Annotated in this window: 21 protein-coding genes; 19 read left to right on the forward strand and 2 right to left on the reverse strand. The window is 73.0% G+C overall.

Annotation, left to right across the window (positions count from 1 at the left end; genetic code table 11):
* Window positions 1–141: 141 nt before the first annotated feature.
* The 14 genes from AB0399_RS20100 (at window position 142) to AB0399_RS20165 (ending at window position 17,290) form a co-directional block, all read left to right on the forward strand.
* On the forward strand, window positions 142–1,086 hold the full coding sequence (locus AB0399_RS20100; protein WP_366412248.1) for a hypothetical protein: 945 nt from the start codon (window positions 142–144) through the stop codon (window positions 1,084–1,086).
* Between the two features lie 37 nt (window positions 1,087–1,123).
* Window positions 1,124–1,405 carry a hypothetical protein gene (locus AB0399_RS20105; RefSeq protein WP_366412249.1) on the forward strand — a complete coding sequence of 94 codons (282 nt, stop codon included), beginning with the start codon at window positions 1,124–1,126 and terminating at the stop codon, window positions 1,403–1,405.
* A 78-nt stretch (window positions 1,406–1,483) separates the two neighbouring features.
* Window positions 1,484–2,125: a DUF1707 domain-containing protein gene (locus tag AB0399_RS20110; RefSeq protein ID WP_366412250.1), complete on the forward strand. Its 642-nt coding sequence runs from the start codon at window positions 1,484–1,486 to the stop codon at window positions 2,123–2,125.
* A gap of 140 nt (window positions 2,126–2,265) precedes the next feature.
* Complete coding sequence (locus AB0399_RS20115) at window positions 2,266–2,847, forward strand: 3'-5' exonuclease (protein ID WP_366412251.1); 582 nt, start codon at window positions 2,266–2,268, stop codon at window positions 2,845–2,847.
* Between the two features lie 42 nt (window positions 2,848–2,889).
* A complete protein-coding gene (locus AB0399_RS20120; protein ID WP_329370308.1) occupies window positions 2,890–3,702 on the forward strand; it encodes an adenosylcobinamide-GDP ribazoletransferase in 813 nt (270 codons plus the stop codon).
* A gap of 325 nt (window positions 3,703–4,027) precedes the next feature.
* Window positions 4,028–5,542 (forward strand): leucyl aminopeptidase, encoded by a 1,515-nt coding sequence (locus AB0399_RS20125; protein ID WP_329370306.1) that lies wholly within the window; start codon window positions 4,028–4,030, stop codon window positions 5,540–5,542.
* Between the two features lie 247 nt (window positions 5,543–5,789).
* A complete protein-coding gene (gene lpdA / locus AB0399_RS20130; protein ID WP_329370305.1) occupies window positions 5,790–7,178 on the forward strand; it encodes a dihydrolipoyl dehydrogenase in 1,389 nt (462 codons plus the stop codon).
* Between the two features lie 50 nt (window positions 7,179–7,228).
* Entirely contained in the window at window positions 7,229–9,037 is a 1,809-nt protein-coding gene (sucB, locus tag AB0399_RS20135; protein ID WP_366412252.1) for a 2-oxoglutarate dehydrogenase, E2 component, dihydrolipoamide succinyltransferase, read from the forward strand.
* A 196-nt stretch (window positions 9,038–9,233) separates the two neighbouring features.
* Entirely contained in the window at window positions 9,234–9,872 is a 639-nt protein-coding gene (locus AB0399_RS20140; RefSeq protein ID WP_329370301.1) for a GntR family transcriptional regulator, read from the forward strand.
* A gap of 263 nt (window positions 9,873–10,135) precedes the next feature.
* Entirely contained in the window at window positions 10,136–12,820 is a 2,685-nt protein-coding gene (gene aceE / locus AB0399_RS20145; protein ID WP_366412253.1) for a pyruvate dehydrogenase (acetyl-transferring), homodimeric type, read from the forward strand.
* Between the two features lie 187 nt (window positions 12,821–13,007).
* Window positions 13,008–14,042, forward strand: coding sequence for a GNAT family N-acetyltransferase (locus tag AB0399_RS20150; RefSeq protein WP_366412254.1), 1,035 nt, complete (start codon window positions 13,008–13,010; stop codon window positions 14,040–14,042).
* 261 nt (window positions 14,043–14,303) lie between these two features.
* On the forward strand, window positions 14,304–14,816 hold the full coding sequence (locus tag AB0399_RS20155) for a DUF4240 domain-containing protein (protein ID WP_328473998.1): 513 nt from the start codon (window positions 14,304–14,306) through the stop codon (window positions 14,814–14,816).
* Between the two features lie 22 nt (window positions 14,817–14,838).
* Complete coding sequence (locus tag AB0399_RS20160; protein ID WP_329370295.1) at window positions 14,839–15,753, forward strand: TIGR01777 family oxidoreductase; 915 nt, start codon at window positions 14,839–14,841, stop codon at window positions 15,751–15,753.
* A 280-nt stretch (window positions 15,754–16,033) separates the two neighbouring features.
* Window positions 16,034–17,290, forward strand: coding sequence for an FAD-dependent oxidoreductase (locus AB0399_RS20165; protein WP_366412255.1), 1,257 nt, complete (start codon window positions 16,034–16,036; stop codon window positions 17,288–17,290).
* 180 nt (window positions 17,291–17,470) lie between these two features.
* On the opposite strand, the gene AB0399_RS20170 is transcribed toward AB0399_RS20165, so the two are convergent.
* Complete coding sequence (locus tag AB0399_RS20170) at window positions 17,471–19,123, reverse strand: regulator (protein ID WP_366412256.1); 1,653 nt, start codon at window positions 19,121–19,123, stop codon at window positions 17,471–17,473.
* A gap of 311 nt (window positions 19,124–19,434) precedes the next feature.
* Here AB0399_RS20170 and lipB point away from each other — a divergent pair, with 311 nt between their 5' ends.
* The 4 genes from lipB to AB0399_RS20190 all read left to right on the forward strand — a co-directional run bounded on the left by lipB (window position 19,435) and on the right by AB0399_RS20190 (window position 22,647).
* Complete coding sequence (gene lipB, locus AB0399_RS20175) at window positions 19,435–20,211, forward strand: lipoyl(octanoyl) transferase LipB (protein WP_329370289.1); 777 nt, start codon at window positions 19,435–19,437, stop codon at window positions 20,209–20,211.
* Between the two features lie 165 nt (window positions 20,212–20,376).
* Window positions 20,377–21,366: a lipoyl synthase gene (gene lipA, locus AB0399_RS20180; RefSeq protein WP_366412257.1), complete on the forward strand. Its 990-nt coding sequence runs from the start codon at window positions 20,377–20,379 to the stop codon at window positions 21,364–21,366.
* Between the two features lie 327 nt (window positions 21,367–21,693).
* Window positions 21,694–21,933: a hypothetical protein gene (locus AB0399_RS20185; RefSeq protein WP_329374367.1), complete on the forward strand. Its 240-nt coding sequence runs from the start codon at window positions 21,694–21,696 to the stop codon at window positions 21,931–21,933.
* Between the two features lie 33 nt (window positions 21,934–21,966).
* A complete protein-coding gene (locus AB0399_RS20190; RefSeq protein WP_328463149.1) occupies window positions 21,967–22,647 on the forward strand; it encodes a DUF4191 domain-containing protein in 681 nt (226 codons plus the stop codon).
* A gap of 273 nt (window positions 22,648–22,920) precedes the next feature.
* Here AB0399_RS20190 and AB0399_RS20195 read toward each other — a convergent pair whose 3' ends face one another.
* Window positions 22,921–23,388, reverse strand: coding sequence for an RDD family protein (locus AB0399_RS20195; RefSeq protein ID WP_328463150.1), 468 nt, complete (start codon window positions 23,386–23,388; stop codon window positions 22,921–22,923).
* A 252-nt stretch (window positions 23,389–23,640) separates the two neighbouring features.
* Here AB0399_RS20195 and glnA point away from each other — a divergent pair, with 252 nt between their 5' ends.
* Window positions 23,641–25,050: a type I glutamate--ammonia ligase gene (gene glnA / locus AB0399_RS20200; protein ID WP_329370284.1), complete on the forward strand. Its 1,410-nt coding sequence runs from the start codon at window positions 23,641–23,643 to the stop codon at window positions 25,048–25,050.
* The last annotated feature ends 272 nt before the right edge of the window (window positions 25,051–25,322 follow it).

Below are 25,322 nucleotides of genomic sequence, written 5' to 3' on the forward strand. Positions count from 1 at the left end.
CCGCCATTGCCCCCCCGGCCCGGGCCCCCCCGTCGGGCGGGGGCGCCGCGCCGGGCCGGTCGTTGTCCGTTCGCTCGGCCAAGCGGAGATGCCACCGACTGATCGTTTCTGCGCGTAAACGACCACCTACGCTCCGTGGTTATGGTCACCTCATCGCATGAGGCGATGCACCGGATCTTCCATGAGGACGCCGGCATCTTCGCCCGGACCTTCCGCCGCCTCGGACTCCCCTTCTCCGACCCGGTCGCGGTCTCCCTCCTGCCCACCGACGTCACCGAGCTCAAACCGCTCGAACGGCGCCTCGACACCCTCCTCCAGATCGACTGCGCCGACGGCCAGAGCTACCTGCTCGCCATCGAGGCGCAGAGCCGCAAGGACCCGGACAAGGGCGCCAGTTGGGCGTACTACCTGGCCTTCCTGCAGGCCAAGTACCGCAAGCCACCGGTCCTTCTGGTCACCTGCCAGGACGAGAAGACGGCCCGCTGGGCCAAGGGGCCCTTCCACTTCGGGATCTCCCACTGGCGCAGTCTCACCGTCCGCCCCCTGGTCCTCGGCCCCCACAACGTGCCGGTCATCACCGACAAGGAGGCCGCCGCCAAGGACATCCCCCTGGCCGTTTTCTCCGCGATCACTCACGGTGAGCATCCCCAAGCAGATATGATGCTGGAGGCACTGGCTTCCGCCCTGAAGACGGTCGACGAGTCCACCGCCTCGATCTTCAGGGAGCTCACCGAACTCGGACTGGGCAGCAGCCCGGCAGCACACATCTGGAAGGACCTCATGGCCGTCGACCTCTCCTTCTTCCGCTCCGAGACCTCGGAGAAGCTCCGCGACGAAGGCCGCGCGGAGGGCCGCGACGAAGGCCGTGTAGAAGGCCGCGTGGAGGGCCGCGTGGAGGGCCGCGTGGAGAGCGGCAGGGAGTCCCTGCTTCTCCTGCTCACCACCCGAGGGCTCCTTGACGACGCCATCCGCTCACGCGTCACCGCATGCGGCGACCCGGACCTCCTCGGCACATGGTTCCAGCGGGCACTGACCGCGGAAACCGCCGAGCAGATCTTCACCGGGGACGACGAACCCACCGGCTGAGCCCAGCCCGCCGCGTCGCCCCACCCGGAAGGACCTCATGGCCGTCGACCTCTCCTTCTTCCGCTCCGAGACCTCGGAGAAGCTCCGCGACGAAGGCCGCGCGGAGGGCCGCGACGAAGGCCGCGTGGAGGGCCGCGTGGAGAGCGGCAGGGAGTCCCTGCTTCTCCTGCTCACCACCCGAGGCCTCCTCGACGACGCCATCCGCTCACGCGTCACCGCATGCGGCGACCCGGACCTCCTGCGCGCGTGGTTCCAGCGGGCACTGACCGCGGGGACCGCCGAGCAGATCTTCATCGGGGGCGACGAACCCACCGGCTGAGTACGGGTTCCCGCGCGGTCGTTCCCTGTGAGTCGGGGGTGGCTGCGCGGGCGGGTGGGCTGTCATAGGGTGCCGGACATGACTCAGGAGCCGGTGCCGTGGGCGGGTGGGGAAAAGCTGGACCAGCGGGTCTCGCATGAGGACCGGGAGCGGGTCGCGGAGGTGTTGCGCGTCGCCGCGGGCGACGGCCGGTTGAGCCTGGAGGAGCTGGAGGAGCGGCTGGAGAGCTGCTTCGGGGCACGGACGTACGGGGACCTCGCGCCGCTGGTCGCGGACCTGCCCGGGCAGACGCCGGTGACGCCGGCGGAGGCGGTACGGACGAAGGACGTCGTACGGGTGCGGCGAGTCGGCGCGAGCCTGCGGTACGAGGGCCCGTGGGTGGCACCGCGCCGCCTGGAAGCGGAGGTACGCGGCGGCAACGTGGTGCTGGACTTCTCCACCGCGACGGTGCGCGGAGCGGTCACCCACGTGGACGTCGAGTTGCGCGGCGGCAACCTGCGGCTGATCGTCCCGGACGGCTACTCCGTGGACGCCGACGAGATCGACATCCGCGGCGGCTCGGTGCGCCACCGCCACGCGCAGGACCGCCCGCAGGGCATCCCCATCACCCACCAGATCGTCATCACCGGCAAGTTGACCGGCGGCAACGTGGTGATCCAGCCCCCGCGACCGCCCCGCCGGCCGGGCCTGCTGCGCCGGATGTTCGGAGGCGGCAAGTAGCCGCGGCAAGCAGCCACGGCAAGCAGCCACGGCGCCGGCCCGCCCCGCGGTCCTGCTCGCCTCCTCCATGCGCGAGCGCCGGTACGGCCCGCCGTGAAAACCGGGTGCCCGCCGCCGGTGCGGCGCCCTACGCTCGCCGGATGGGAGCCGAATCCGCCCTGCTGAACGTGATCGACGTGGAAGCCACCTGCTGGGAGGGGCAACCGCCGCCCGGCTCGGTGAGCGAGATCATCGAGATCGGCCTCACCGTGGTCGACCTCCGGGCGAGGCGCCGGGTGTCGCGGCACCGCATCCTGGTGCGGCCCCACCGTTCCGCGGTGAGCCCGTTCTGCACCGAACTGACCGGCCTGACGCAGGCCGAGGTGGCGCGGGGCGTCACCTTCGCGGAGGCGTGCCGGCTGCTCGTGGCGGAGCACGCGGCGGAGGAACGCCCGTGGGCGAGCTGGGGCGAGTACGACCGCAGGCAGTTCGCCCGGCAGAGCAAGGCCGACGCGGTGGCGTACCCCTTCGGCCATCCCACCGAGCGCTCCCACACCAACGCGAAGGCCGTGTTCACGACCGCCCACGGGCTGCGCCGGAAACCGGGCATGAGCGGCGCCCTCCAGATCGCCGGGCTGCCGCTCGAAGGACGCCATCACAGCGGTGAGGACGACGCGTGGAACATCGCCGCGCTCGTCCTCGACCTGGTCGGCCGAGGGGCGTGGCCGGCCCTGCCCCGCTGAGGTCCGCGCAGGTCGCGGAGGCGGGAGCGGTAGCCTCACGCGGTGGACGAGGCAGCGGCGGGGCCGCAGGCAGAGGCGAGGGCGCGGCCGGGCGACGCGCTGCGGTTCGCGTTCGGCACGTTGACGGTGGTGCCGGTGCGGGTGACCCGCTGGGACCGGGCGGCCGCGCGCGGCGGGATGGCGGCGGCGCCGCTGGTGGGCGTGGCGATCGGGGCCGGCGCGGGCGCGGTCGGCGCGGGACTGCGCGCGGCCGGGGCGAGCGCGCTGCTGGCCGCGGTGGGCGCGGTCGCCGTGCCGGCCGTACTGACCAGGGGGCTGCACCTCGACGGACTGGCCGACACCGCCGACGGGTTGGGCAGCGGCAAGCCGCCCGCGCAGGCGCTGGACATCATGAAGCGCTCCGACATCGGGCCCTTCGGCGTGGTGACCTTGACGCTGGTGCTGCTCGCGCAGGTCGCCGCGCTGGCCGCGTGCTACGGGCACGGGTGGGTCTACGGTTTCACGTCCGCGGTGGCCGGGGCGGTGGCGGGGCGCGCCGCGATGACGCTCGCGGCCCGGCGCGGGGTGCCGGCGGCCCGGCCGGGCGGCCTCGGGGCTGCCGTCGCCGGGGTGCTGCCGGCCCGGACGGCGTGGGCCGTGGCCGCGGGGTGCGCCGGCCTCGCCGCGCTCGCCGGCGCGGGCTTCCACGGTCTGACCTGGCTGCGCCTCCTGCTCGCCGTCGCCGTCGCCGTGACCGCGGCCGAGGTGCTGCTGCGCAGGTGCCGGGCCCGGTTCGGCGGGGTGACCGGCGACGTGTTCGGGGCGCTGTGCGAGACCGCCGTCACCGCCGCCCTGCTGGTGCTGTCGCTGCGCTGACCTCCGGCCCACCGGCCGCCACGGGCCGCCGTCCTGACGGCCCGCCACCGATGCCGCCACCGATGCATCGCACGGGTGTCGCGCGCCGCCTCCCCGTCGTATCCCTGCCGTGCTTCGGGCGGTAAGGCCGCGGCGGGGCAACCGCCCCGTACCGGCGCCCGGTTGCCGCCGTCGTGGACCGCGGGCCCGCGGGTGCGCCCGGACGGGTGCGGACACGTCCGCCCGCCCGGCCACTGAGCCGCAACGCGGCAGCGTAGGCTCGTTGGAGGGCCGCTCCGCCGGCGTGGCGGCCCGCACCCCTTCGACCGTTAGGACCCCACCCACCGTGACTGCTCTGACACTAAGCGCCTCTTCCGCCGCAGCGCTGCGCGCGGATGCCGTCGTCGTAGGCGTGACCAAAGGCCCAAAAGGCCCGCGCCTGGCGCCGGGAGCGGACGCCGTGGACGACGCGTTCGGCGGCAAACTGGCCGCCGTCCTTGAGAACCTGGGCGCGTCCGGCGCCGAGGGCGAGTCGACCAAGGTGCCCGCGCCCGACGGCGTGAAGGCGCCCGTGGTGCTCGCGGTCGGCCTCGGCGAGCCCGCCGGGAACCACGAGCCGTACGACGCCGAGGCCCTGCGCAAGGCCGCGGGCGTCGCCGCCCGCACCCTGGCCGGCGCCAAGAAGGCCGTCTTCGCGCTGCCGGCGGCCACCGCCGCCGACGTCGAGGCCGTCGCGACCGGTGCGCTGCTGGGCGCGTACGCCTTCACCGCGTACCGCTCCGACAGCAAGAAGGACGCGCGCGGGCCGCTCGGCGAGGTCGCCGTGGTCGGCGCGAAGCCGCGCGACAAGGAGCACAAGGCCGCCGCCGCGCGCGCCGTCGCGGTCGCGGCCGAGGTCAACCGGGCCCGCGACCTGATCAACACCCCGCCGAACGACCTCACCCCGAAGGCGTTCGCCGCGGCCGCCCAGGAGGCGGGCAAGGAGTTCGGCCTGAAGGTCGAGGTGCTGGACGAGAAGGCGCTCACCAAGGGCGGCTACGGCGGCATCCTCGGCGTCGGCCAGGGCTCGGCGACGCCGCCCCGGCTGGTCAAGGTCGCCTACACCCACCCCGAGGCGACCCGCACGCTCGCCTTCGTCGGCAAGGGCATCACCTACGACTCGGGCGGCATCTCGCTGAAGCCCCCGGGGCACAACGAGACGATGAAGTGCGACATGAGCGGCGCGGCCGCCGTGTTCGGCGCGGTGCTGGCGACCGCGAAGCTCGGCCTGGCGGTCAACGTGACCGGCTGGCTGGCGCTGGCCGAGAACATGCCCGGCGGCAACGCGATCCGCCCGGGCGACGTGCTGAAGATGTACAGCGGCAAGACCGTCGAGGTGCTGAACACCGACGCCGAGGGCCGCCTGGTGCTGGCCGACGCGCTGGCCCGCGCCTCGGAGGAGTCGCCGGACGCGATCGTGGACGTGGCGACGCTGACCGGGGCGATGGTGCTGGCGCTCGGCGACGGCCGGTTCGGGATCATGGCCAACGACGACGACTTCCGGGCCGCCGTGCACGACGTGGCGCTGGCGGAGGGCGAGGACTCCTGGCCGATGCCGCTGCCGCAGCAGCTGCGCAAGACGTTCGACTCGCCGGTCGCGGACATCGCGAACATGGGGGTGCGGCCCGGTGGCGGCCTGATCGCCGGGCTGTTCCTGCGGGAGTTCGTCGGCGAGGGCATCACCTGGGCGCACCTGGACATCGCCGGCCCCGCCTTCCACGAGGGCGCGCCGTTCGGCTACACCCCCAAGGGCGGCACCGGCACGGCCGTCCGCACCCTGGTCGGCCTCGCCCGCACGGCGGCAGAGGGCAACCTCTTCTGACAAGTCGGACCCGTGGCGGCAATTCGAGGCCGACCGGGTGAGATGTGTCACGTACGGCCCTGGGTGATCTGCCCGGGGCCGTACCTGCTACGTCACACCGCATGGCCCGATGCCTCACCGCCCGCCAACAAGTGCGAAGATGTGGGTCGGCACGACAGGGCCCCCTTTGAGACAAAGCGGCCGAACCAAAGCCGCCGTCCGGTCTAGGTGGACCGGCTCCGGCGAACCCATGCATGGAGGACGTGACGTGGCGAACGACGCCAGCACTGTTTTCGACCTAGTGATCCTCGGCGGTGGCAGTGGCGGTTACGCGGCTGCCCTGCGTGCCGCACAGCTTGGACTCGACGTCGCCCTGATCGAGAAGAACAAGCTCGGGGGCACCTGTCTGCACCAGGGCTGCATTCCCACCAAGGCGCTGCTGCACGCCGGCGAGATCGCCGACCAGGCTCGTGAGAGCGAGCAGTTCGGTGTGAAGGCGACCTTCGAGGGCATCGACATCGCGGCCGTCCACAAGTACAAGGACGACGTGATCTCCGGCCTCTACAAGGGCCTGCAGGGCCTGGTGGCCTCGCGCAAGGTGACGTACATCGAGGGTGAGGGCCGGCTCTCCTCCCCCACCTCGGTGGATGTGAACGGGCAGCGCATCCAGGGCCGGCACATCGTGCTGGCGACCGGGTCCGTACCGCGCTCGCTGCCGGGCCTGACCATCGACGGCAACCGTGTCATCTCCTCCGACCACGCCCTGGTCCTGGACCGGGTGCCGCAGTCGGCGATCATCCTGGGCGGTGGCGTGATCGGCGTCGAGTTCGCCTCGGCGTGGAAGTCCTTCGGTACCGACGTGACGATCGTCGAGGGCCTGCCCCACCTGGTGCCGGTCGAGGACGAGAACAGCTCGAAGCTGCTGGAGCGGGCCTTCCGCAAGCGCGGCATCAAGTTCAACCTGGGCACCTTCTTCCAGGGCGCCGAGTACACCGACAACGGCGTCAAGGTCACCCTGGCCGACGGCAAGACCTTCGAGGCGGAGGTGCTGCTGGTCGCGATCGGCCGCGGCCCGGTCTCGCAGAACCTCGGCTACGAGGAGCAGGGCGTCGCCATGGACCGCGGCTACGTCCTGGTCGACGAGTACATGCGCACCAACGTGCCGACGATCTCCGCGGTGGGCGACCTGGTGCCCACCCTCCAGCTCGCGCACGTCGGCTTCGCCGAGGGCATCCTCGTCGCCGAGCGGGTGGCCGGCCTCAAGCCCGTGCCGATCGACTACGACGGTGTGCCGCGGGTGACGTACTGCCACCCCGAGGTCGCCTCGATGGGCATCAGCGAGGCGAAGGCCAAGGAGGTGTACGGCGCGGACAAGGTCGTCACGCTCAAGTACAACCTGGCCGGGAACGGCAAGAGCAAGATCCTCAAGACCGCGGGCGAGGTCAAGCTCGTCCAGGTGCGCGACGGCGCCGTCGTGGGCATCCACATGGTCGGCGACCGGATGGGCGAGCAGGTCGGCGAGGCGCAGCTCATCTACAACTGGGAGGCGCTGCCCGCCGAGGTCGCGCAGCTCATCCACGCCCACCCGACGCAGAGCGAAGCTCTCGGCGAGGCCCACCTGGCGCTCGCCGGCAAGCCGCTGCACTCGCACGACTGACCCTCGAACACGCCACCCATCCGCACAGATCGTTAGGAGCAACCGCAACCATGGCGGTTTCCGTAACCCTGCCGGCGCTCGGCGAGAGCGTGACCGAGGGCACCGTCACCCGCTGGCTGAAGGCCGAGGGCGAGCGTGTCGAGGCCGACGAGCCCCTGCTCGAGGTCTCGACCGACAAGGTCGACACCGAGATCCCCTCTCCCGCGTCCGGCGTCCTGGCGTCCATCAAGGTCGCCGAGGACGAGACGGTCGAGGTCGGCGCCGAGCTGGCCGTGATCGACGACGGCTCGGGCGCCCCCGCGGCGCCCGCGGCCCCCGCCGCGCAGCCGGCCCCCACCCCGGAGCCGGAGCCGGCGCCCGCGCCGACCCCGGCCGCCGCCACCCCCTCCACCGAGGCCGCGGCTCCCGCCCCCGCCCCGACCGCGCAGGCGGCCGCGGGTGGTTCCGGCGCGTCCGGCACCGACGTGGTGCTGCCCGCGCTGGGCGAGTCCGTCACCGAGGGCACCGTCACCCGCTGGCTGAAGTCGGTCGGCGACAGCGTGGACGCCGACGAGCCGCTGCTCGAGGTCTCCACGGACAAGGTCGACACCGAGATCCCGTCGCCCGCGTCCGGCACCCTGCTGGAGATCCTGGTCCAGGAGGACGAGACGGCCGAGGTCGGCGCGAAGCTGGCGGTCATCGGTGCGGCCGGTGCCGCTCCGGCGGCGGCTCCCGCGCCTGCCGCGCCCGCCCCGGCCCCCGCGGCCCCGGCTCCCGCTCCCGCTCCCGCCGCCCCTGCCCCGGCACCGGCTCCGGCCGCGCCGGCTCCGCAGGCCGCCGCTCCGGCTCCGGCCGCTCCGGCGCCTGCCCCGCAGGCCCCGGCTCCCGCACCGGCTCCGGCTCCGGCTCCGGCTCCGGCCGCCCAGCCCGCTCCCGCCGCTCCGGCGGCTGCCGCGGGTGCCGGCGACGGCGCCTACGTCACCCCGCTGGTCCGCAAGCTCGCCGCCGAGAGCGGCGTGGACCTCGGCGCGGTGCGGGGCACCGGCGTCGGCGGCCGTATCCGCAAGCAGGACGTGCTCACCGCGGCCGAGGCGGCCAAGGCCGCCGCGACCCCGGCGGCGGCCGCGCCCAAGGCGGCGAAGTCCGTCGAGGTCTCGCCGCTGCGCGGCCAGACGGTCAAGATGACCCGGATGCGCAAGGTCATCGGCGACAACATGATGAAGGCCCTGCACTCGCAGGCGCAGCTGACCAGCGTGGTCGAGGTGGACGTCACCCGGGTCATGCGGCTGCGCGGGCTGGCCAAGGAGTCCTTCGCGGCACGCGAGGGCGTGAAGCTCTCCCCGATGCCGTTCTTCGTCAAGGCCGCCGCCCAGGCGCTCAAGGCCCACCCGGTGATCAACGCCCGCATCAACGAAGACGAGGGCACGATCACCTACTTCGACACCGAGAACATCGGTATCGCGGTGGACTCCGAGAAGGGCCTGATGACCCCGGTCATCAAGGGCGCCGGCGACCTGAACATCGCGGGCATCGCCAAGAAGACCGCCGAGCTGGCGGGCAACGTCCGGGCCAGCAAGATCACCCCGGACGACCTGGCGGGCGCGACCTTCACGATCAGCAACACCGGTTCGCGCGGCGCGCTGTTCGACACGGTCATCGTGCCTCCGAACCAGGCCGCGATCCTCGGCATCGGCGCGACCGTCAAGCGCCCGGTGGTCGTGGAGACCGCCGAGGGCACGGTCATCGGCGTCCGGGACATGACGTACCTGGCGCTGTCCTACGACCACCGGCTGGTGGACGGTGCCGACGCGGCCCGTTACCTGACGGCGGTCAAGGAGATCCTGGAGGCGGGCGAGTTCGAGGTCGAGCTCGGCCTGTGAGCGCCTCCCGCGCCTGAGCGGTACCGCGTCAACGGCGCCCCCGCCCCGTCCACCGGGTGCGGGGGCGCCGGCGCGTCCCGCCGCTGTCCAGGCAGGTCCCGGCCGCCGTGTAGGAGCCGGATACGTCCCGGCGGGCGGCAGGCGCACCGCCGCGTCGTATCGTCATAGGCACGCAACAGTGAAGGAGCGCGCCCCCATGGCCCAAGCCGCCGCCCCTCATCTGGTCGTGCACAGCCTGCGCGAGCAGATCCGCGAGCACATCCTCGACGGCATCGTCAGCGGGCGTTGGAAGCCGGGCGAGCGGATCGTGGAACGGCGGATCGCGGTCGAGCTCCAGGTCAGCCAGACGCCGGTACGCGAGGCGCTGCGCGAGCTGGAGACGCTGCGGCTGATCGAGTCGGCGCCGAACAAGGGCGTGCGCGTGCGCGGGCTCACCGCGGCGGACGTCAAGGAGAGCTACCCGGTGCGGGCCGGCCTGGAGCAGGTCGCGGCGGAGCTGGCGGCCGGCACCCTCGCGGAGGACCCGAGCGCGCTGGAGCGCGAGGTGGCCGCGCTCCGGGCGGCCGACACCGCCCTCGACGACGAGGCGCAGGTGCGGCACACCGTCGCCTTCCACCACGAACTGGTCCGCGCGGCCGACAACGGCGTGCTGCTGCACGTCTGGGAGTCGCTCGGGATCGAGGTGTGGACCACGCTGTCGATGCGGTGGCTGAGCCCGGCGCCGCGCGCGTACGCCGACGAGCACCAGGAGCTGGTCGACGCGTTCACGGCCCGCGACCCCCGGATCGGCGAGCTGATCAAGTCCCACGTGCTGAGCTGCGCCCCGCAGGTGTAGGGCTGCCGAAGGGCCGCGGGGAGCCCCGCCGCCCTTCGGTAGGCTCGGGTCCGTGCCCGTTCCGCCACCGTTTCCAAGGCGAAGCCCGCCTGTCACTGGGTGCCTTAAAGGCTGGCACCCCGTGCCGACCTCCAGTTACTTGCCCGCGGGCCATTGATCGATCATCGATCGAAGCGTAACGTCGGTCAGTGGGGAGCAACCTGTCGTGCCCGACTCACACTTCCCACCCCCTCCCTCCGTTGTCTGGAAGGCGGCACACACCCATGCCTGACGCCGTAGGCCGTACCCGGCCGAGTCAGCTCGACCAGATCCCCGACGTCGACCCGGAGGAGACCGCGGAATGGCGCGCGTCCCTGGACGCGGTCGCCAAGGCCGCGGGTCCGCACAGGGCGGCGTACCTGATGCGCCGCACCCTGGAGAGCGGTAGCGAAAGCGGCCTCGCGCTGCCGACGCCGCTGGAGACCGAGTACATCAACACCATCCCCACCGCCGCCGAGCCCGCGTACCCGGGCGACGAGGCGATGGAGGCGCGGATCACCGCCTGGAACCGCTGGAACGCGGCGGCGATGGTCACCCGCGGCAGCAAGCTCGGCCTCGGCGGCCACATCGCCACCTTCGCCTCGGCCGCCTGGCTCTACGAGACCGGCTTCCAGCACTTCTTCCACGGCAAGGAGGGCGCCGGCAGCGGCGACCAGCTCTACATCCAGGGCCACGCCTCGCCCGGCATCTACGCCCGCGCGTTCCTCGACGGGCGGCTGACCGAGGCCCACCTGGACCGCTTCCGGCAGGAGGCCGGCGGCGACGGCCTGCCGTCGTACCCGCACCCGCGGCGGCTGCCGTGGCTGTGGGAGTTCCCGACCGTGTCGATGGGCCTCGGCCCGCTCTCGGCGATCTACCAGGCGCGCTTCAACCGCTACCTGGAGCACCGCGGCATCAAGGACACCTCGGCCTCGCACGTGTGGGCCTTCCTCGGCGACGGCGAGATGGACGAGCCGGAGTCGACCGCCGCCCTGGCGCTCGCCGCCCGCGAGGGTCTGGACAACCTGACCTACGTCATCAACTGCAACCTCCAGCGGCTGGACGGCCCGGTCCGCCCGAACTTCAAGATCGTGCAGGAGCTGGAGGCGCAGTTCCGCGCGGCCGGCTGGCACGTGGTGAAGGCGCTGTGGGGCGCGGCCTGGGACGAGGTGCTGGCCCAGGACACCGACGGCGCGCTGATCCGGCGGCTGCGGGACACCCCGGACGCCCAGTTCCAGACCTACGCCACCAGCGACGCGGCCTACCTGCGCGAGCACTTCTTCGGCGCGGACGCCTCGCTGCGCGCGATCGGCGGGCGGCTGACCGACGCGAAGCTGCTGGAGCTCTTCCAGACCTCGCGCGCCGGCCACGAGCCGCGCAAGGTGTACGCGGCCTACCGCGCGGCGCTGGAGCACAAGGGCGCCCCCACGGTGATCCTCGCGCAGACCGTGAAGGGCTACACGCTCGGCGCGGGCTTCGAGTCCCGCAACGCCAACCACCAGATGAAGAAGCTCACCGGCGCGCAGTTCCGCACCATGCGCGACCTGCTGGAGCTGCCCATACCGGACAGCGCGCTGGACGCCGACGTGGTGCCGTACTGGCACCCGGGCGAGGACTCCCCCGAGATGCGCTACCTGCGCGAGCGCCGGGCGGCGCTGGGCGGGCCGGCGCCGGCCCGCAAGGTCGTGGCGGCGCCGCTGCCGCTGCCGCCGGAGAAGGCGTACAAGTCCCTGGAGAAGGGCTCCGGCAACCAGGAGATCGCCACCACCATGGCGTTCGTCCGGCTGGTGAAGGACCTGATGCGGGAGAAGGAGACCGGGCGCCGCTGGGTGCCGGTCGTGCCCGACGAGGCCCGCACCTTCGGCATGGAGTCGCTCTTCCCGTCCGCCGGGCTGTACTCCCCCAAGGGGCAGACGTACGACCCGGTCGACCGCGACCAACTGCTGTACTACAAGGAGGCGAAGGACGGCCAGATCCTCAACGAGGGGATCACCGAGGCCGGTTCGCTCGCCGACTTCACCGCCGCGGCCACGTCGTACGCCACGCACGGCGAGCCGATGATCCCGTTCTACATCTTCTACTCGATGTTCGGGTTCCAGCGCACCGCCGACCAGTTCTGGGCGCTCGCCGACCAGCTGGGCCGCGGCTTCGTGATCGGCGCCACCGCCGGCCGCACCACCATGACCGGCGAGGGCCTGCAGCACGCCGACGGCCACTCCCACCTGCTCGCCTCCACCAACCCGGCGGCGCTCTCCTACGACCCGGCGTTCGCATACGAGGTCGCGGTGATCGTCCGCGAGGGCCTGCGGCGGATGTACGGTCCGGCCGTCGAGGGCGAGGACCAGGACGTCTTCTACTACCTGACGGTGTACAACGAGCCGAAGGTGCAGCCCGCCATGCCCGAGGGTGTGGAAGAGGGCATCATCAAGGGCCTGTACCGCTACCAGCAGGCGGCACCGGCCGCCGCCGACGCGCCCCGCGCGCAGTTGCTGGCGTCGGGCACCGCGATCCACTGGGCGCTGGAGGCGCAGCGGCTGCTCGCCGAGGACTGGGGCGTGGCCGCGGACGTGTGGTCGGCGCCGTCCTGGACGCAGTTGCGGCGTGAGGCGCTGGAGTGCGACGCGGCGCGGCTGCGCGGCGAGGACCGGGTGCCGTACGTGACGCGGACGCTGGCCGGTGCGCCGGGTCCGGTGGTGGCCGTCAGCGACTGGATGCGGGCGGTGCCGGACCAGATCGCGCAGTGGGTCGAGCAGGACTGGACGTCGGTGGGCACCGACGGGTTCGGCCTGTCCGACACGCGTGACGCGGCCCGCCGGCACTTCGGCGTGGACCCGCAGTCGCTCACCGTGCAGGCGCTGGCCGCGCTCGCCCGGCGCGGCGAGGTCAAACCGGAGACGGTGAAGGAGGCCGCGGAGCGCTACGGGCTCTGAGGCACCGAGTGTCCTGACAGGGCTCGCGGCGGGGCCTTCACGCAGTCCCCGCCGCGGGTCCTGACGCGGCGTGTCCGGCGGCCGCCCCTCGGAACACGCCGTTCCGAGGGGCGGCCGTCGTGACGTGCGGAATGTACCCGCCGGAAGGGATTGCGGGCTGCTACACCAACCGGTTAAGTTCCCCCGGATGCCTACCAAACAACGGCGGCTGACCTCCCCCACCGCTGACGACGTCCGCGCGTGGCACCGGGTGCGGTCCGCGGCGCTCGCTCACGACCGCCCGGGAGACCCGCTGCCGACCCTGGCCCATGTGCGGGCCTCGCTGACCACCGTCGGTCCCGGCAGTCGCTTAGCCCTGTGGCTGGTGCACGGCGCGAACGACGAGGGCGTGGCCACGGCGAAGCTCCGGCTGCCGGCCGCCGAGGGCGGTGGCCGCCTCGCGTCGGTGGAACTGACGGTCCATCCCGCGCACCGCAGGATGGGCATGGGGTCGCGGCTGCTGGCCACGGTGGTGGCCGCGGCGACCGAGGAGGACTGCCGCCGGCTGTCGACGGAAGTGCTGGCCGGCACCCCGGGGGAGAGCTTCCTCGCCACCCGGGAGTTCGTACCCGCGCTGCGGCTGACCTGGCAGCGGCTGGTGCTGGCCGAGATCCCGGAGCGGATCGTGAAGCTGCCGGACGTGCCGCACCCCGGCTACCGGCTGGCGGCCTGGGAGGGCGCGCCGCCGGACGCCCTCGCGGAGTCCTTCGCGGCGGCCCGGGCGGCCCTGGCGGACATGCCGAGCGGCGGCCTGGAGGTCAGCAGGACCCGCTGGGACGCCGAGCGGGTGCGGATGACCGCGGAGTTGGCGGCCCGGCGCGGTGAGCGGCTGCTGAACCACGCGGCGATCAGCGAGGCCGACGGTTCGGTGGCCGGGTACACGAAGCTGACGCTGCCGGCCGAGGCGGACGAGGGTGGCGACGGCGGGGCCGGGGACGCGAGCAGCGCCCGTGCCCGCGCGAAGCAGCTCGACACGGCCGTGGTGGCCGCCCACCGCGGTCACGGGCTCGGCCTGTGGCTGAAGTCGGCGATGCTGCGGCACCTGCTGGACGCGCACCCCGAGGTGACCGAGGTCGTCACCAACACCGCCGACGACAACCGCCACATGCTGGCGGTGAACGCGGCGCTGGGCTTCCGCCCCCTACGGCGCACCGTGGCGTATCAGCTCACGCTGCCGGCGTAACCCCCCGGGGTGGTGCGGTTCTGTACGTCGGGGGACCTTGCGGCCGGTGGTGGGCCGGTCGCGCGGTTCTCCGCGCCTCTGGTTCCCCGCGCCTCTGGTTCCGCGCGGCTCCTTCCGCGAAAAAGGGGGCATCCGCCAAGGGGCGCGGGGGACCTCGCGACCAGCCACCCATCGGCGGACGGTCCCGCAACCGAACAGCAACCAAGCACCCTGGGGGGTCGCGTTGCACAGGGCACCCTGGGGCGGGAAGCTGTACGCGTGATGGACGAGACGGAGTTCTGGGAGATCGTCGACAGCACCCGCGAGGCGTCGGACGACGATCCGGAGGAGCACGCCGACCTGATGGTCGAGCGGCTGGCCGGGCTCGATCCGGACGCCGTGCTGGACTTCGCCCGGCACTTCGAGACCCGCTTCAACCGGGCCTTCTCGTGGGACCTGTGGGGCGCCGCCGACATCATGCTGGGCGGCGCCGACGAGGACGCGTTCGACTTCTTCCGCTGCTGGCTGATCGGCCAGGGCCGGCACGTCTTCGAGGGCGCCCTGCACTCCCCCGACGACCTGGCCTTCCTGGTACCGGAGTTCGACCCGGAGGCGGACGGCGACGCCGAGGACCTGGGGTACGCCGCCGACGAGGCGTACGAGCAGTTGACGGGTGTGCGGCTGCCGGATCTGCAGCTGCCGCGGCAGGACGGCCCGGAGGGCGAGCGCCCGGAGTTCGACGACGACCAGGCGATGGCGGCCCGCTTCCCCCAGTTGTGGGCGCGCTTCGGGTAGACCGGCGGCCCGACCGGGCACAATGGCCCGCATGCGTATCGCAGTCACCGGCGCCTCCGGGCTGATCGGCTCCGCCCTCACCGCCTCGCTGGCGGCCGACGGCCACGAGGTCGTCGCGCTGGTCCGGCGCGGCCCGCACGGCCCGGGAGAGGTCCGCTGGGACCCGTCCGCGGGCACCGTGGACCCCGACGGGCTGGCCGGCTGCGAGGCGGTCGTGCACCTGGCGGGCGCGCCGGTCGCGGAGCGGCGCTGGAGCGACAAGCGCAAGAAGGTCCTCCTCGACAGCCGGGTGGACGGCACCGCCACGATCGCGAAGGCGATGGCCGCGCTCGACCCGAAGCCGCGGGTGCTGGTGGCCGGCAGCGCGATCGGCTTCTACGGCGACACCGGGGACCGTTTCGTGGACGAGGACAGCCCGGCGGGCGAGGGGTTCCTCGCCGACCTGGTCCAGGCGTGGGAGGCCGCGGCCGACCCGGCGCGCGCGGCCGGCATCCGTACGGTGCACGCCCGTACCGGCCTGGTGGTCTCCCCGCAGGGCGGCGCGTGGGGGGCGCTGTTCCCGTTCTTCCGGGCCGGGCTGGGCGGGCGGCTCGGCAGCGGGCGGCAGTACTGGAGCTTCATCTCGCTGCGGGACGAGGTCGCGGCGCTGCGGTACGCCATCGACAACGAGGAGCTGTCGGGGCCGGTGAACCTGACCGGCCCGGAGCCCCGTACCAACAGCGAGGTCACCAAGGCGATGGGGCGGGTGCTGCACCGCCCGACGGTGCTGCCGGTGCCGTCGTTCGCGCTGCGGGCGGTGCTGGGCGAGTTCGCCGGCGATGTGACGGGCAGTCAGCGGGTGCGCCCCAAGCGGCTGCTGGACGCCGGGTTCTCCTTCGCGCACCCCGACCTCGACGACGCGATCAAGGCGGCGCTGCCGCCGCGCAACCGGGTCTGAGGGGCGGCCCGAGGGCCCCGGCGCCGTCCGGGCGGGCCCGCGGCCGGAAAACGCACCGGAAAGGGCCGGATCGGACCGGTCCGCCCCGCATCCTTTGCCTTTGATGAGGGCATGACCTTTAGCAGCGTTTCGCGCGAGCCGAGCCCACCTGCCGACCACCTGGCCGCAGTGGGTATATGACGGTGCGTCAACGGATCAGGGCCCCCGCTCGTCGCTCCGGTCCGCCACGCCCGTCGCGCAGACGCCAGCGGGGACCGGACCCGACCTCGGGAGGGGCATCGTGCTCTCACCAGCACGCCCGAAAGGCGTGGCCGCCGCCACGGATGTGATCGTCATCGGCGCGGGCCCGGCGGGCCTGGCCGCCGCACACCATCTGACCGAAGGGGGCCTGAGCGTCACCGTCCTGGAGTCCACCGAACGCGTCGGCGGGCGGATGGCCACCGACACCGTCGACGGCTTCCGGCTCGACCACGGGCCCCAACTGCTCAACACCGCCTACCCCGAGCTGCGCCGCGCCAGCGGCCTGCGCGGCCTGCCGCTGGCCCATCTCGCCCCCGGCGCGCTCGTCCGCTCCGGCGGGCACGCCTACCGGGTCGGGGGCCCGCGCGGCGCCCGCGCACCGCTCGGCTCCGCCCGCGACCGGGCCCGGCTCGGCACCGCGCTGGACCGGCTCGCCGCCACCCCCACCCACCGCATCACCGCGCGCCCCGAGAGCACCGCCGCCCTCGCGCTGGCCGGCCGCGGCTTCGCGCCCCGCACCGTCGAGCACTTCCTGCGGCCGCTGCTCGCCGCGCTGCTGTGCGACGCCGAACTCGGCACGTCCAGCCGGGTCGCCGACATCGTGCTGCGCGGGTTCGCCCGCGGCCGCGCCTGCCTGCCGGTCGGCGGCGCCGCCCGCCTGCCCGAGCGGCTGGCGGCCACGCTCCCGCCCGGCACCATACGGTTCGGGGTCCGCGCCGCCCATGTCGCCGCGAACGCCGTGCACACCACCGACGGCGCCGAACTCCCCTGCCGCGGCGTGGTCGTCGCCACCGACGCCCACGCGGCCGCCGCGCTCCTGCCGGGCCTGCGCGTGCCCGGCTTCCACCCGGTCACCGTGGTCCACCACGCCGCGCCCGCCGCGCCCCTGCGCGAACCCGTGCTCGTCCTCGACGCCGACCGCCTCGGGCCGGTCTCCCACACCTACGCCGCCACCGCCATCGACCCCACCCGCGCGCCCACCGGCCGCACCCTCGTCACCTCCGTCGTCCTCGGCCCCCCGCCGGACGGCTCCGACGACAAGACCATCCGCTCCCACCTCGCCGACCTCTACGACACCTCCACCGACCGCTGGGACCTCCTCTCGCTGCGCACCACACCCCACTCCGTCCCCGCCATGCCGCCGCCCCACGACCTGCGCCGCCCGGTCCGCCTCCTCGCCGGCCTCTACGTCTGCGGCGACCACCGCGACACCTCCACGATCCAGGGCGCCCTCTTCTCCGGCCGCCGCGCCGCCGCGGCCGCACTCCGCGACCTCGCGACGGGCCTCCCGGCGTGATCCCGGCCCGGGGTGGCGAGCGGGGCGTACGGGGCCGGGTGGACTCACCCGCCCCCGTACGCTCCCAGGTCCCCCCGGGCCGGAAACCTCCCGTGCCCGCCCCCGGAGGCACAGGTGGAGCCGCCCGGCGATGGAGGGAAGGCGGGGGAGGTCAGCGCGGTAACACGGCCACGCAGTCGATCAGCGCGGTAACGCCGCCACGCGGTCGAGGAACGCGCGGACGGCGACCGTGTCGCGGAAGGGCTCCAACCGCCCCCGGAACTCCCGGACGTACTCGCCCGCGCGGACCGACCGCATCTCGCTCGCCCCGCGAACGACCTCCACCCCGTGCGCACAGGCGACCTCCACCTCGCCCAGCCCGAGCCGCGCGGACGCCAGCACGGTGCGGCAGAACAGCCTGCTGCGCGCGTACGCCGCCGCCCTGAGCTGCAGCGACCGCTCGGCGTACTGCACCGCCGCCCGGTACTGCCGCAGGTCCCGATGGCAGTGCGCGAACTCGTCCGCGAGCTGCGCCTCGTCGAAGAACCGCGCCCAGCCGGGCACCTCGTCCCCGCCGCGGGCGGCGGACAGCGACCGCTCGGCGCGCGCCAGCGCCCCCGCACAGGCCCGCGCCTCCCCGATCAGCCCGTGCCCGCGCGCCTCGGCCGCGTGCAGCAGCGCGTGCACGACCGCGGGCGCCCCCGACCCGACCCCCTGCTGGGCGACCCGGGCGAGTTGCACCGCCTCGCGCCCGTGCCCGAGGTAGACGGCCTGACGGCTCATCGTGACCAGGACGTAGCTCCCGTAGACCCGGTCCCCGGCCGCCTGCGCCAGCCGCAGCGACTGCACGAAGTAGCGCTGCGCGAGACCGTGCGCCCCGATGTCGTACGAGGTCCACCCGGCGAGCCGGGTGAGGTCGGCGACAGAGGCGAACAGCCGGCGGCCGAGCGCCTCGCCGTAGGACCCGCGCAGCAGCGGTTCGGCCTCGTGCTCCAGGTAGCGGACGAGGGCCTGCCGGGCGTGCCCGCCGCCGTAGGCGTGGTCGAGGGAGCGGAAGAGGTCGCCGACGGCGCGTACCGCGGCGATGTCGCCCGCGCCGACCCGACCGGGCACGCCGCCGCCCGTCCCGGCTCCCGCATGGCCCCCGAGCAGCACGACCGGCTCGCCCTCGCGCGCCCCGCGGCTCTGCGTCGGCACCCGCGCGGCCCGGGCCGCCCAGGCGCCCTGGACCGCCACAGCCCCGCCCCCGGGCTCCTCCGCCCCGGCCGCGCGCTCCCCGTCGCCGTCCGCCGGGCCCGCCTCCGCCGCCGCGGACGGCACCGGGGCCACCGGATGCTGCGGCCCCTGCCCCACCCGCTCGTCGGCCCGCCCGATCAGCCAGTCCCGGCTCGGCACCACCAGCCCCGCCGGGGTGAACGCGATCTTCCGCAACTCGGCCTGGTTCCCGGTGTCCTTGCGCCACAGCCCGCTGACGATGTCCACCGCCTCCTCGGGCGTGGCCGCGTACTCCAGCCCGGCGTAGACCGGCGCGCACGCGTCGAGCCCGAGGTCGGGCGCGGCCAGCCGGCGGCCGAGCCGCTGCGTGAAGACCTCCGCGATCAGCGCCGGCGTGGTGCCCCGGGGTTGCTGCCCGCGCAGCCAGCGGGTGATCGACGTCTTGTCGTAGCGCAGGTCGAGGCCGTGCTCGACGCCGAGTTGGTTGACCCGGCGGGCGAGTCCCGCATGCGAGAAGCCTGCTTCCGCGATGATCTCGGCGAGTTTGGTGTTGGCTCGGTTCTGCCGTTCGGTACGCGCCTGGCGGGGCGCCGCGCTGGTCGGAAGGTTCGGCGTTCGCTGCGTGGGGCGGTCCGTCATCGGCAGTACGGTCCACTTCCTCTGGGCGGTCTCAAGAACGGCGTGAATGTAACGGTCAGTGCCGGGAAGCTCACCGTAAGAGCCGTATATTCGCCCGAATGGACTACAACTGGCCGCATTCCGGACAGTTCCTGTGCGGCGGGATCGCGGTCGCGGCGGTGGTCGGGAAGGGGCCGGCCCCCGGCCGCGCAGGGCCCGCGGCACGACCGCTTCGCGCGCCGCCGTACAGTGGCTGAGGTGCGCCCGGCCGCACCACCAGCCGTGGCCGGCAACGCGCCTCCGTCGCGTACCGCAGAGGAGTAGGAGTAGCCGTGAGCGAACTGCGCTTCGTCCACCTGGGGTTCGGCGCCGACGCCGTCGAGTACGAGGAAGCGTGGCAGGAGCAGCGCCGTGTGCACGCGGCCCGGTTCCTCGACGAGGTGCCCGACACCTGCCTGCTGCTCGAACACCCGCCGGTCTACACCGCCGGACGCCGCACCGCCGACAACGAGCGCCCCCTCGACGGCACCCCCGTGGTCGACGTCGACCGCGGCGGCAAGATCACCTGGCACGGCCCCGGCCAGATCGTCGGCTACCCGATCATGAAGCTCCCCCGCCCCGTCGACGTGGTCGCCCACGTCCGCCGGCTGGAGGAGGCGCTGATCCAGGTGGCCGCCGACTTCGGCCTGGAGACCTCGCGGGTGGAGGGGCGCAGCGGCGTGTGGGTGCTGGGCGACCCCGTGGAGCAGCGCCCGGGCGGCCTCACCCTGGACTTCGACCCGCGGCTGGCCGACGAGGAGTTCGACCCGCGGCTGAACGGCCCGGAGTACGCCCCCTCCAACGCAGGCCAGCGCCGCGAGGACCGCAAGCTCGCCGCGATCGGCATCCGCGTCGCGAAGGGCGTGACCATGCACGGCTTCGCGCTCAACTGCAACCCCGACAACACCTGGTACGACCGGATCGTGCCGTGCGGCATCCGCGACGCGGGCGTCACCTCGCTCTCGGCCGAACTGGGCCGGGACGTGCCGGTGGCCGAGGTGCTGCCGGTGGTCGAGAAGCACCTCACCGCGGTGCTCGGCACGGCCGTCCCGCTGCCCCGCGCGGTGTGAGCCGACCGGACGGCGTCGGCCCGGCGGTGTGTGCCGGGCGGACGGCGGCCCGGCGGGGACGGGAATGCCCCGTCCATGCCGCGGGTTGCATCGATGATGAGCCGTGGGAAGTACGGGCGTACGCTGGTGTTCGCCGTAGAATCGAAGCTTTAGAGGGAGCCGGTCGTGTCTGCAGTCGCACCCGACGGACGCAAGATGCTGCGCCTTGAGGTCCGCAACAGCCAGACCCCCATCGAGCGCAAGCCCGAGTGGATCAAAACCCGGGCGAAGATGGGTCCCGAGTACACGCAGATGCAGAAACTCGTGAAGAGCGAGGGCCTGCACACCGTGTGCCAGGAGGCGGGCTGTCCCAACATCTACGAGTGCTGGGAGGACCGCGAGGCGACCTTCCTCATCGGCGGCGACCAGTGCACGCGGCGCTGCGACTTCTGCCAGATCGACACCGGCAAGCCGCAGGCCCTCGACCGCGACGAGCCGCGCCGGGTCGGCGAGTCCGTGCTCACCATGGACCTGAACTACGCCACCATCACCGGCGTCGCCCGCGACGACCTGGAGGACGGCGGCGCCTGGCTCTACGCGGAGACGGTCCGGCGCATCCACGCGATGACCGCGGACCGCGCGGGCGGCCGCACCAAGGTCGAGCTGCTCATCCCCGACTTCAACGCCGAGCCCGCGCAGCTCGCCGAGGTCTTCGGCGCCCGCCCCGAGGTCCTGGCGCACAACGTGGAGACGGTGCCGCGGATCTTCAAGCGCATCCGCCCCGGCTTCCGCTACGAGCGCTCGCTTGAGGTGATCACCCGCGCCCGCGAGGCCGGCCTGGTCACCAAGTCCAACCTGATCCTGGGGATGGGCGAGGAGCGCGAGGAGGTCAGCCAGGCGCTGCAGGACCTGCACGACGCGGGGTGCGAGCTGATCACCATCACGCAGTACCTGCGGCCCTCCGCACGGCACCACCCGGTGGAGCGCTGGGTGAAGCCGGCGGAGTTCGTGGAGCTGAAGGAGGAGGCCGAGGAGATCGGCTATGCGGGTGTGATGTCCGGGCCGCTGGTGCGTTCGTCATACCGCGCCGGGCGGCTCTTCCAGCAGGCCATCGACCGGCGGGCCGGCCTGGACGCCCCGGCACACGCCGGCGGTGCGGCTTTCATACGCGATTGACCGGAAGGTCACCGGCTGGTAACACGGTGTGGCGAGACTTGTTCTCGCCGCACCGTTGTCGTGTCGGGCAGCGCGGCGCCGTCGTAGGTCCCGCACCGCACGCGTTCCGTACCTCCGCAGGGCCCTCGGCAGGTCCCGCACCGCAGGTCCCGCACCGCAGGGTTTCGCACCGCCCGTAGGTCCCGCACCGCCGTACGTCCGCCAGGCCCCGTACTGCCGCCAGACCCGTACCGCCGCTCTTCCCGCTCCGTCCACCGCCTTCCTCCTTCCTCCCGAGGGGACGCCATGTCGTCGTCGTCCGAGCAGGTGCACGTTCCCGGCCGCCTCCTGACCGGCCGCCGGCCCCTTTTCCGCCGCGGTCAGCGGCATGCGCCGGCGGTGCCGGTGGCGGGCGCGCTGCGCGCGGTGGAGACCTTTCTGCTGAGCGGCGGCCAGCAGACCGCCCGCAGGAACGCGTGGGCGGCCGTCGTGGCGGACCGGCAGCGCGCCAAGGACCGGCGCGAGGCCGAGCACGAGATCGCGGCGCTCGCGGGCGCGGAGCGCGGCGGAGCCGCCCGGCCGCGGTGACGGCGTACCGACAGGCCACGTATCCTTTGCCACATGGCGAGGAAGGAAACATCCGAGAGCAGTTCTGGACGGCTCGCGCAGATCGTCCAGACATACAAGATGACCAGGCAGGCCGATTCGAAGATCGGTCTTGTCCTTGCGGCTGTGGGAATCGTCACCTTCGGTGTCATCCTCGCCCTCGGCTTCTTGATCAACCACCCCATCTACGCGGGCATCCTGGGTCTCCTGGTGGGCCTGCTGGCGACCGCGGTGGTCTTCGGCCGCCGTGCCGAGCGGGCCGCCTTCGGGCAGCTCGACGGCAAGCCGGGCGCGGCAGCCGCCGTGCTGCAGAACGTGCGGGGCTGGACCGTGACCCCCGCGGTGGCGATGAACAAGAGCCAGGACGTCGTACACCGGGCGGTCGGCAAGGCCGGCATCGTCCTGGTCGGCGAGGGCAACCCGAACCGGGTGAAGGGGCTGCTGGCCGCCGAGAAGAAGAAGGTCGCCCGGGTCGTCTACGACGTGCCGGTGCACGACTACATCGTCGGTGACGACGAGGGCCAGCTTCCGCTGAAGAAGATCCGTACGACGCTGCTGCGGCTGCCGCGGTCGCTGAGCGGTCCGAAGACCACCGAGGTGAACGACCGGCTGCGGGCGCTCGGGGACCTGATGAGCAACATGCCGATTCCGAAGGGCCCGATGCCGAAGGGCATGCGGATGCCGCGCGGGCGCTGAGCGCTTCGCCCGTCGGAGCCGAGCGCGTCGCCCGTCGGAAGCCGAGCCGCTTCGCCTGCCGAAGCCGAACACGCCGAAGGGGCGCCGGGGAGATCCCGGCGCCCCTTTTCGTGCGCCCGCGCTGTTCGTGTCGGCGCGTTCCCGTTCTCACGTTCCCGGGGCGCGCTCCCGCGTTCCCGTCCTCGCGTTCCCGTTTCCGCGTTCCCGGGGCGCGCTCCCGTGTTCCCGTTCTCACGTTCCCGGGGCGCGCTCCCGCGTTCCCGCGTCCCGCCGTCAGATCCGGACCTGGACCGCCTTGGCGGCCTTGTCGTGCAGCCCCCGGGTGTCGCGGTCCCAGACCACCGCCGGGACGACCAGGAGCAGCAGCACCGTACGGATCAGCGCGGCGAGCGGGCTGAGCCGGCGGCCGTCAACGCCGATCACCCTCAGCCGGGTGATCAGTTTCCCCGGGGTGCTGCCGACCAGCGCGAGCCCGATCAGGCTGACCGCGCCGAAGACGACGAGCGCCCAGTTGTTCGCGGTGTGCACATTACGGTGAGCGATCAGGCCGTATGCGATCACCACGCACAGCACCCAGTCGATGAAGATCGCCGCGACCCGGCGGCCGATGGACGCGATGGACCCCGGTCCGTCCTCGGGCAGGCCCAGCCGCTCACCGCGGTAGCCGAACTCCACGCCCATCTGTTCCGCGGCCGCGCGCGGCCCGGAGAGCCACGATCCCACTACTTCCCTGTTGTCCACGGCATCCACGGTAACCCCGCGCACGAACGGACCACCGGGCGGGCACCTGACGCCCCTCCCGGCTGCCCTTGCGGGCGCTGGGCGGCGGGCGGCCGGGGGCGATTCCGGGGCATCGCGGTTAACCTCTGCGAAACAAATGGGTCATGCTGGAGAAATCCCTGATCCCTAAGGTCAGGGCAGTGTGCGCCACCGCACTGGCCGCACATCTCGATCGCCAACCCGACCCGCGGGGCCGGGCCTAGGAGGAGTTGGATGTTCCAGAACGCCGACGACGTCAACAAGTTCATCAAGGACGAGGACGTCAAGTTCGTCGACGTCCGCTTCTGCGACCTGCCCGGCGTGATGCAGCACTTCACGGTCCCGGTCTCGACGTTCGACCCGACCGAGGAACTGGCCTTCGACGGCTCGTCCATCCGCGGGTTCCAGGCGATCCACGAGTCCGACATGGCGCTGAGCGCGGACCTGTCGACTGCCCGCGTCGACCCGTTCCGGCGGGACAAGACGCTGAACATCAACTTCTTCATCCACGACCCGATCACCGGCGAGCAGTACAGCCGTGACCCGCGGAACGTCGCGAGGAAGGCCGAGGCGTACCTCGCCTCCACCGGCATCGCCGACACCGCGTACTTCGGTCCCGAGGCCGAGTTCTACGTCTTCGACAGCGCCCGCTTCCAGACCTCCGCGAACGAGTCGTTCTACCACATCGACTCCGAGGCGGCCGCGTGGAACACCGGCGCCACCGAGGACAACCGCGGCTACAAGGTCCGCTACAAGGGCGGCTACTTCCCCGCCCCGCCGGTCGACCACTTCGCCGACCTGCGCGCCGAGATCTCCCTCGAACTCGAAGCGGCCGGGCTCCAGGTGGAGCGCCAGCACCACGAGGTCGGCACCGCCGGTCAGGCCGAGATCAACTACAAGTTCAACACGCTGCTCGCCGCGGCCGACGACCTGATGCTCTTCAAGTACATCGTCAAGAACGTCGCCTGGCGCAACAACAAGACCGCCACCTTCATGCCCAAGCCGATCTTCGGTGACAACGGCTCCGGCATGCACGTCCACCAGTCGCTGTGGCAGAGCGGCACCCCGCTCTTCTACGACGAGCAGGGTTACGCGGGCCTGTCCGACACCGCCCGCTTCTACATCGGCGGCATCCTCAAGCACGCCCCCTCGCTGCTGGCGTTCACCAACCCCACGGTGAACTCCTACCACCGCCTGGTGCCCGGCTTCGAAGCCCCGGTGAACCTCGTGTACTCCCAGCGCAACCGCTCCGCCGCGATGCGCATCCCGATCACCGGCTCCAACCCGAAGGCCAAGCGCGTCGAGTTCCGCGCGCCGGACCCGTCGTCTAACCCCTACCTCGCCTTCTCCGCGCTCCTCCTCGCGGGCCTGGACGGCGTGAAGAACAAGATCGAGCCGGCCGAGCCGATCGACAAGGACCTCTACGAGCTCGCCCCCGAGGAGCACGCGAGCGTCGCCCAGGTCCCGACCTCGCTCCCCGCGGTCCTCGAGGCCCTCGAGGCCGACAACGAGTACCTCCAGGCCGGCGGCGTCTTCACCTCCGACCTGATCGAGACCTGGATCGACTACAAGCGCGCCAACGAGATCGCGCCCCTCCAGCTCCGCCCCCACCCGCACGAGTTCGAGCTCTACTTCGACATCTAAACCGCGAGGTCGGGTGCGCCGGGGTCCCACGGTCCCCGGTCCCGGAGATTCCCCAGGTCGGCACTTCGCCGGCCTGGGGATCTCTGCGTCATGGGGCTCGCATCGCCCGCGCCGCCGGTTCGGCGCCAGGCGAACGATCCGGGACAGCGACGTCCTCGGCCGTGCCTTCCACGACGGGGCGCGACGCGTTGCGGGCTTGGCGGGTGGCGTGGCGCGGGGTCGGGGTTCGGGGTTCGGGGTTCGGGGTTCGGGGTTCGGGTTAAGGGGAGGGG

Origin of the sequence: Streptomyces sp. NPDC088194, from assembly GCF_040702025.1 — a bacterium.
In the GTDB taxonomy this organism is placed as follows: domain Bacteria; phylum Actinomycetota; class Actinomycetes; order Streptomycetales; family Streptomycetaceae; genus Actinacidiphila.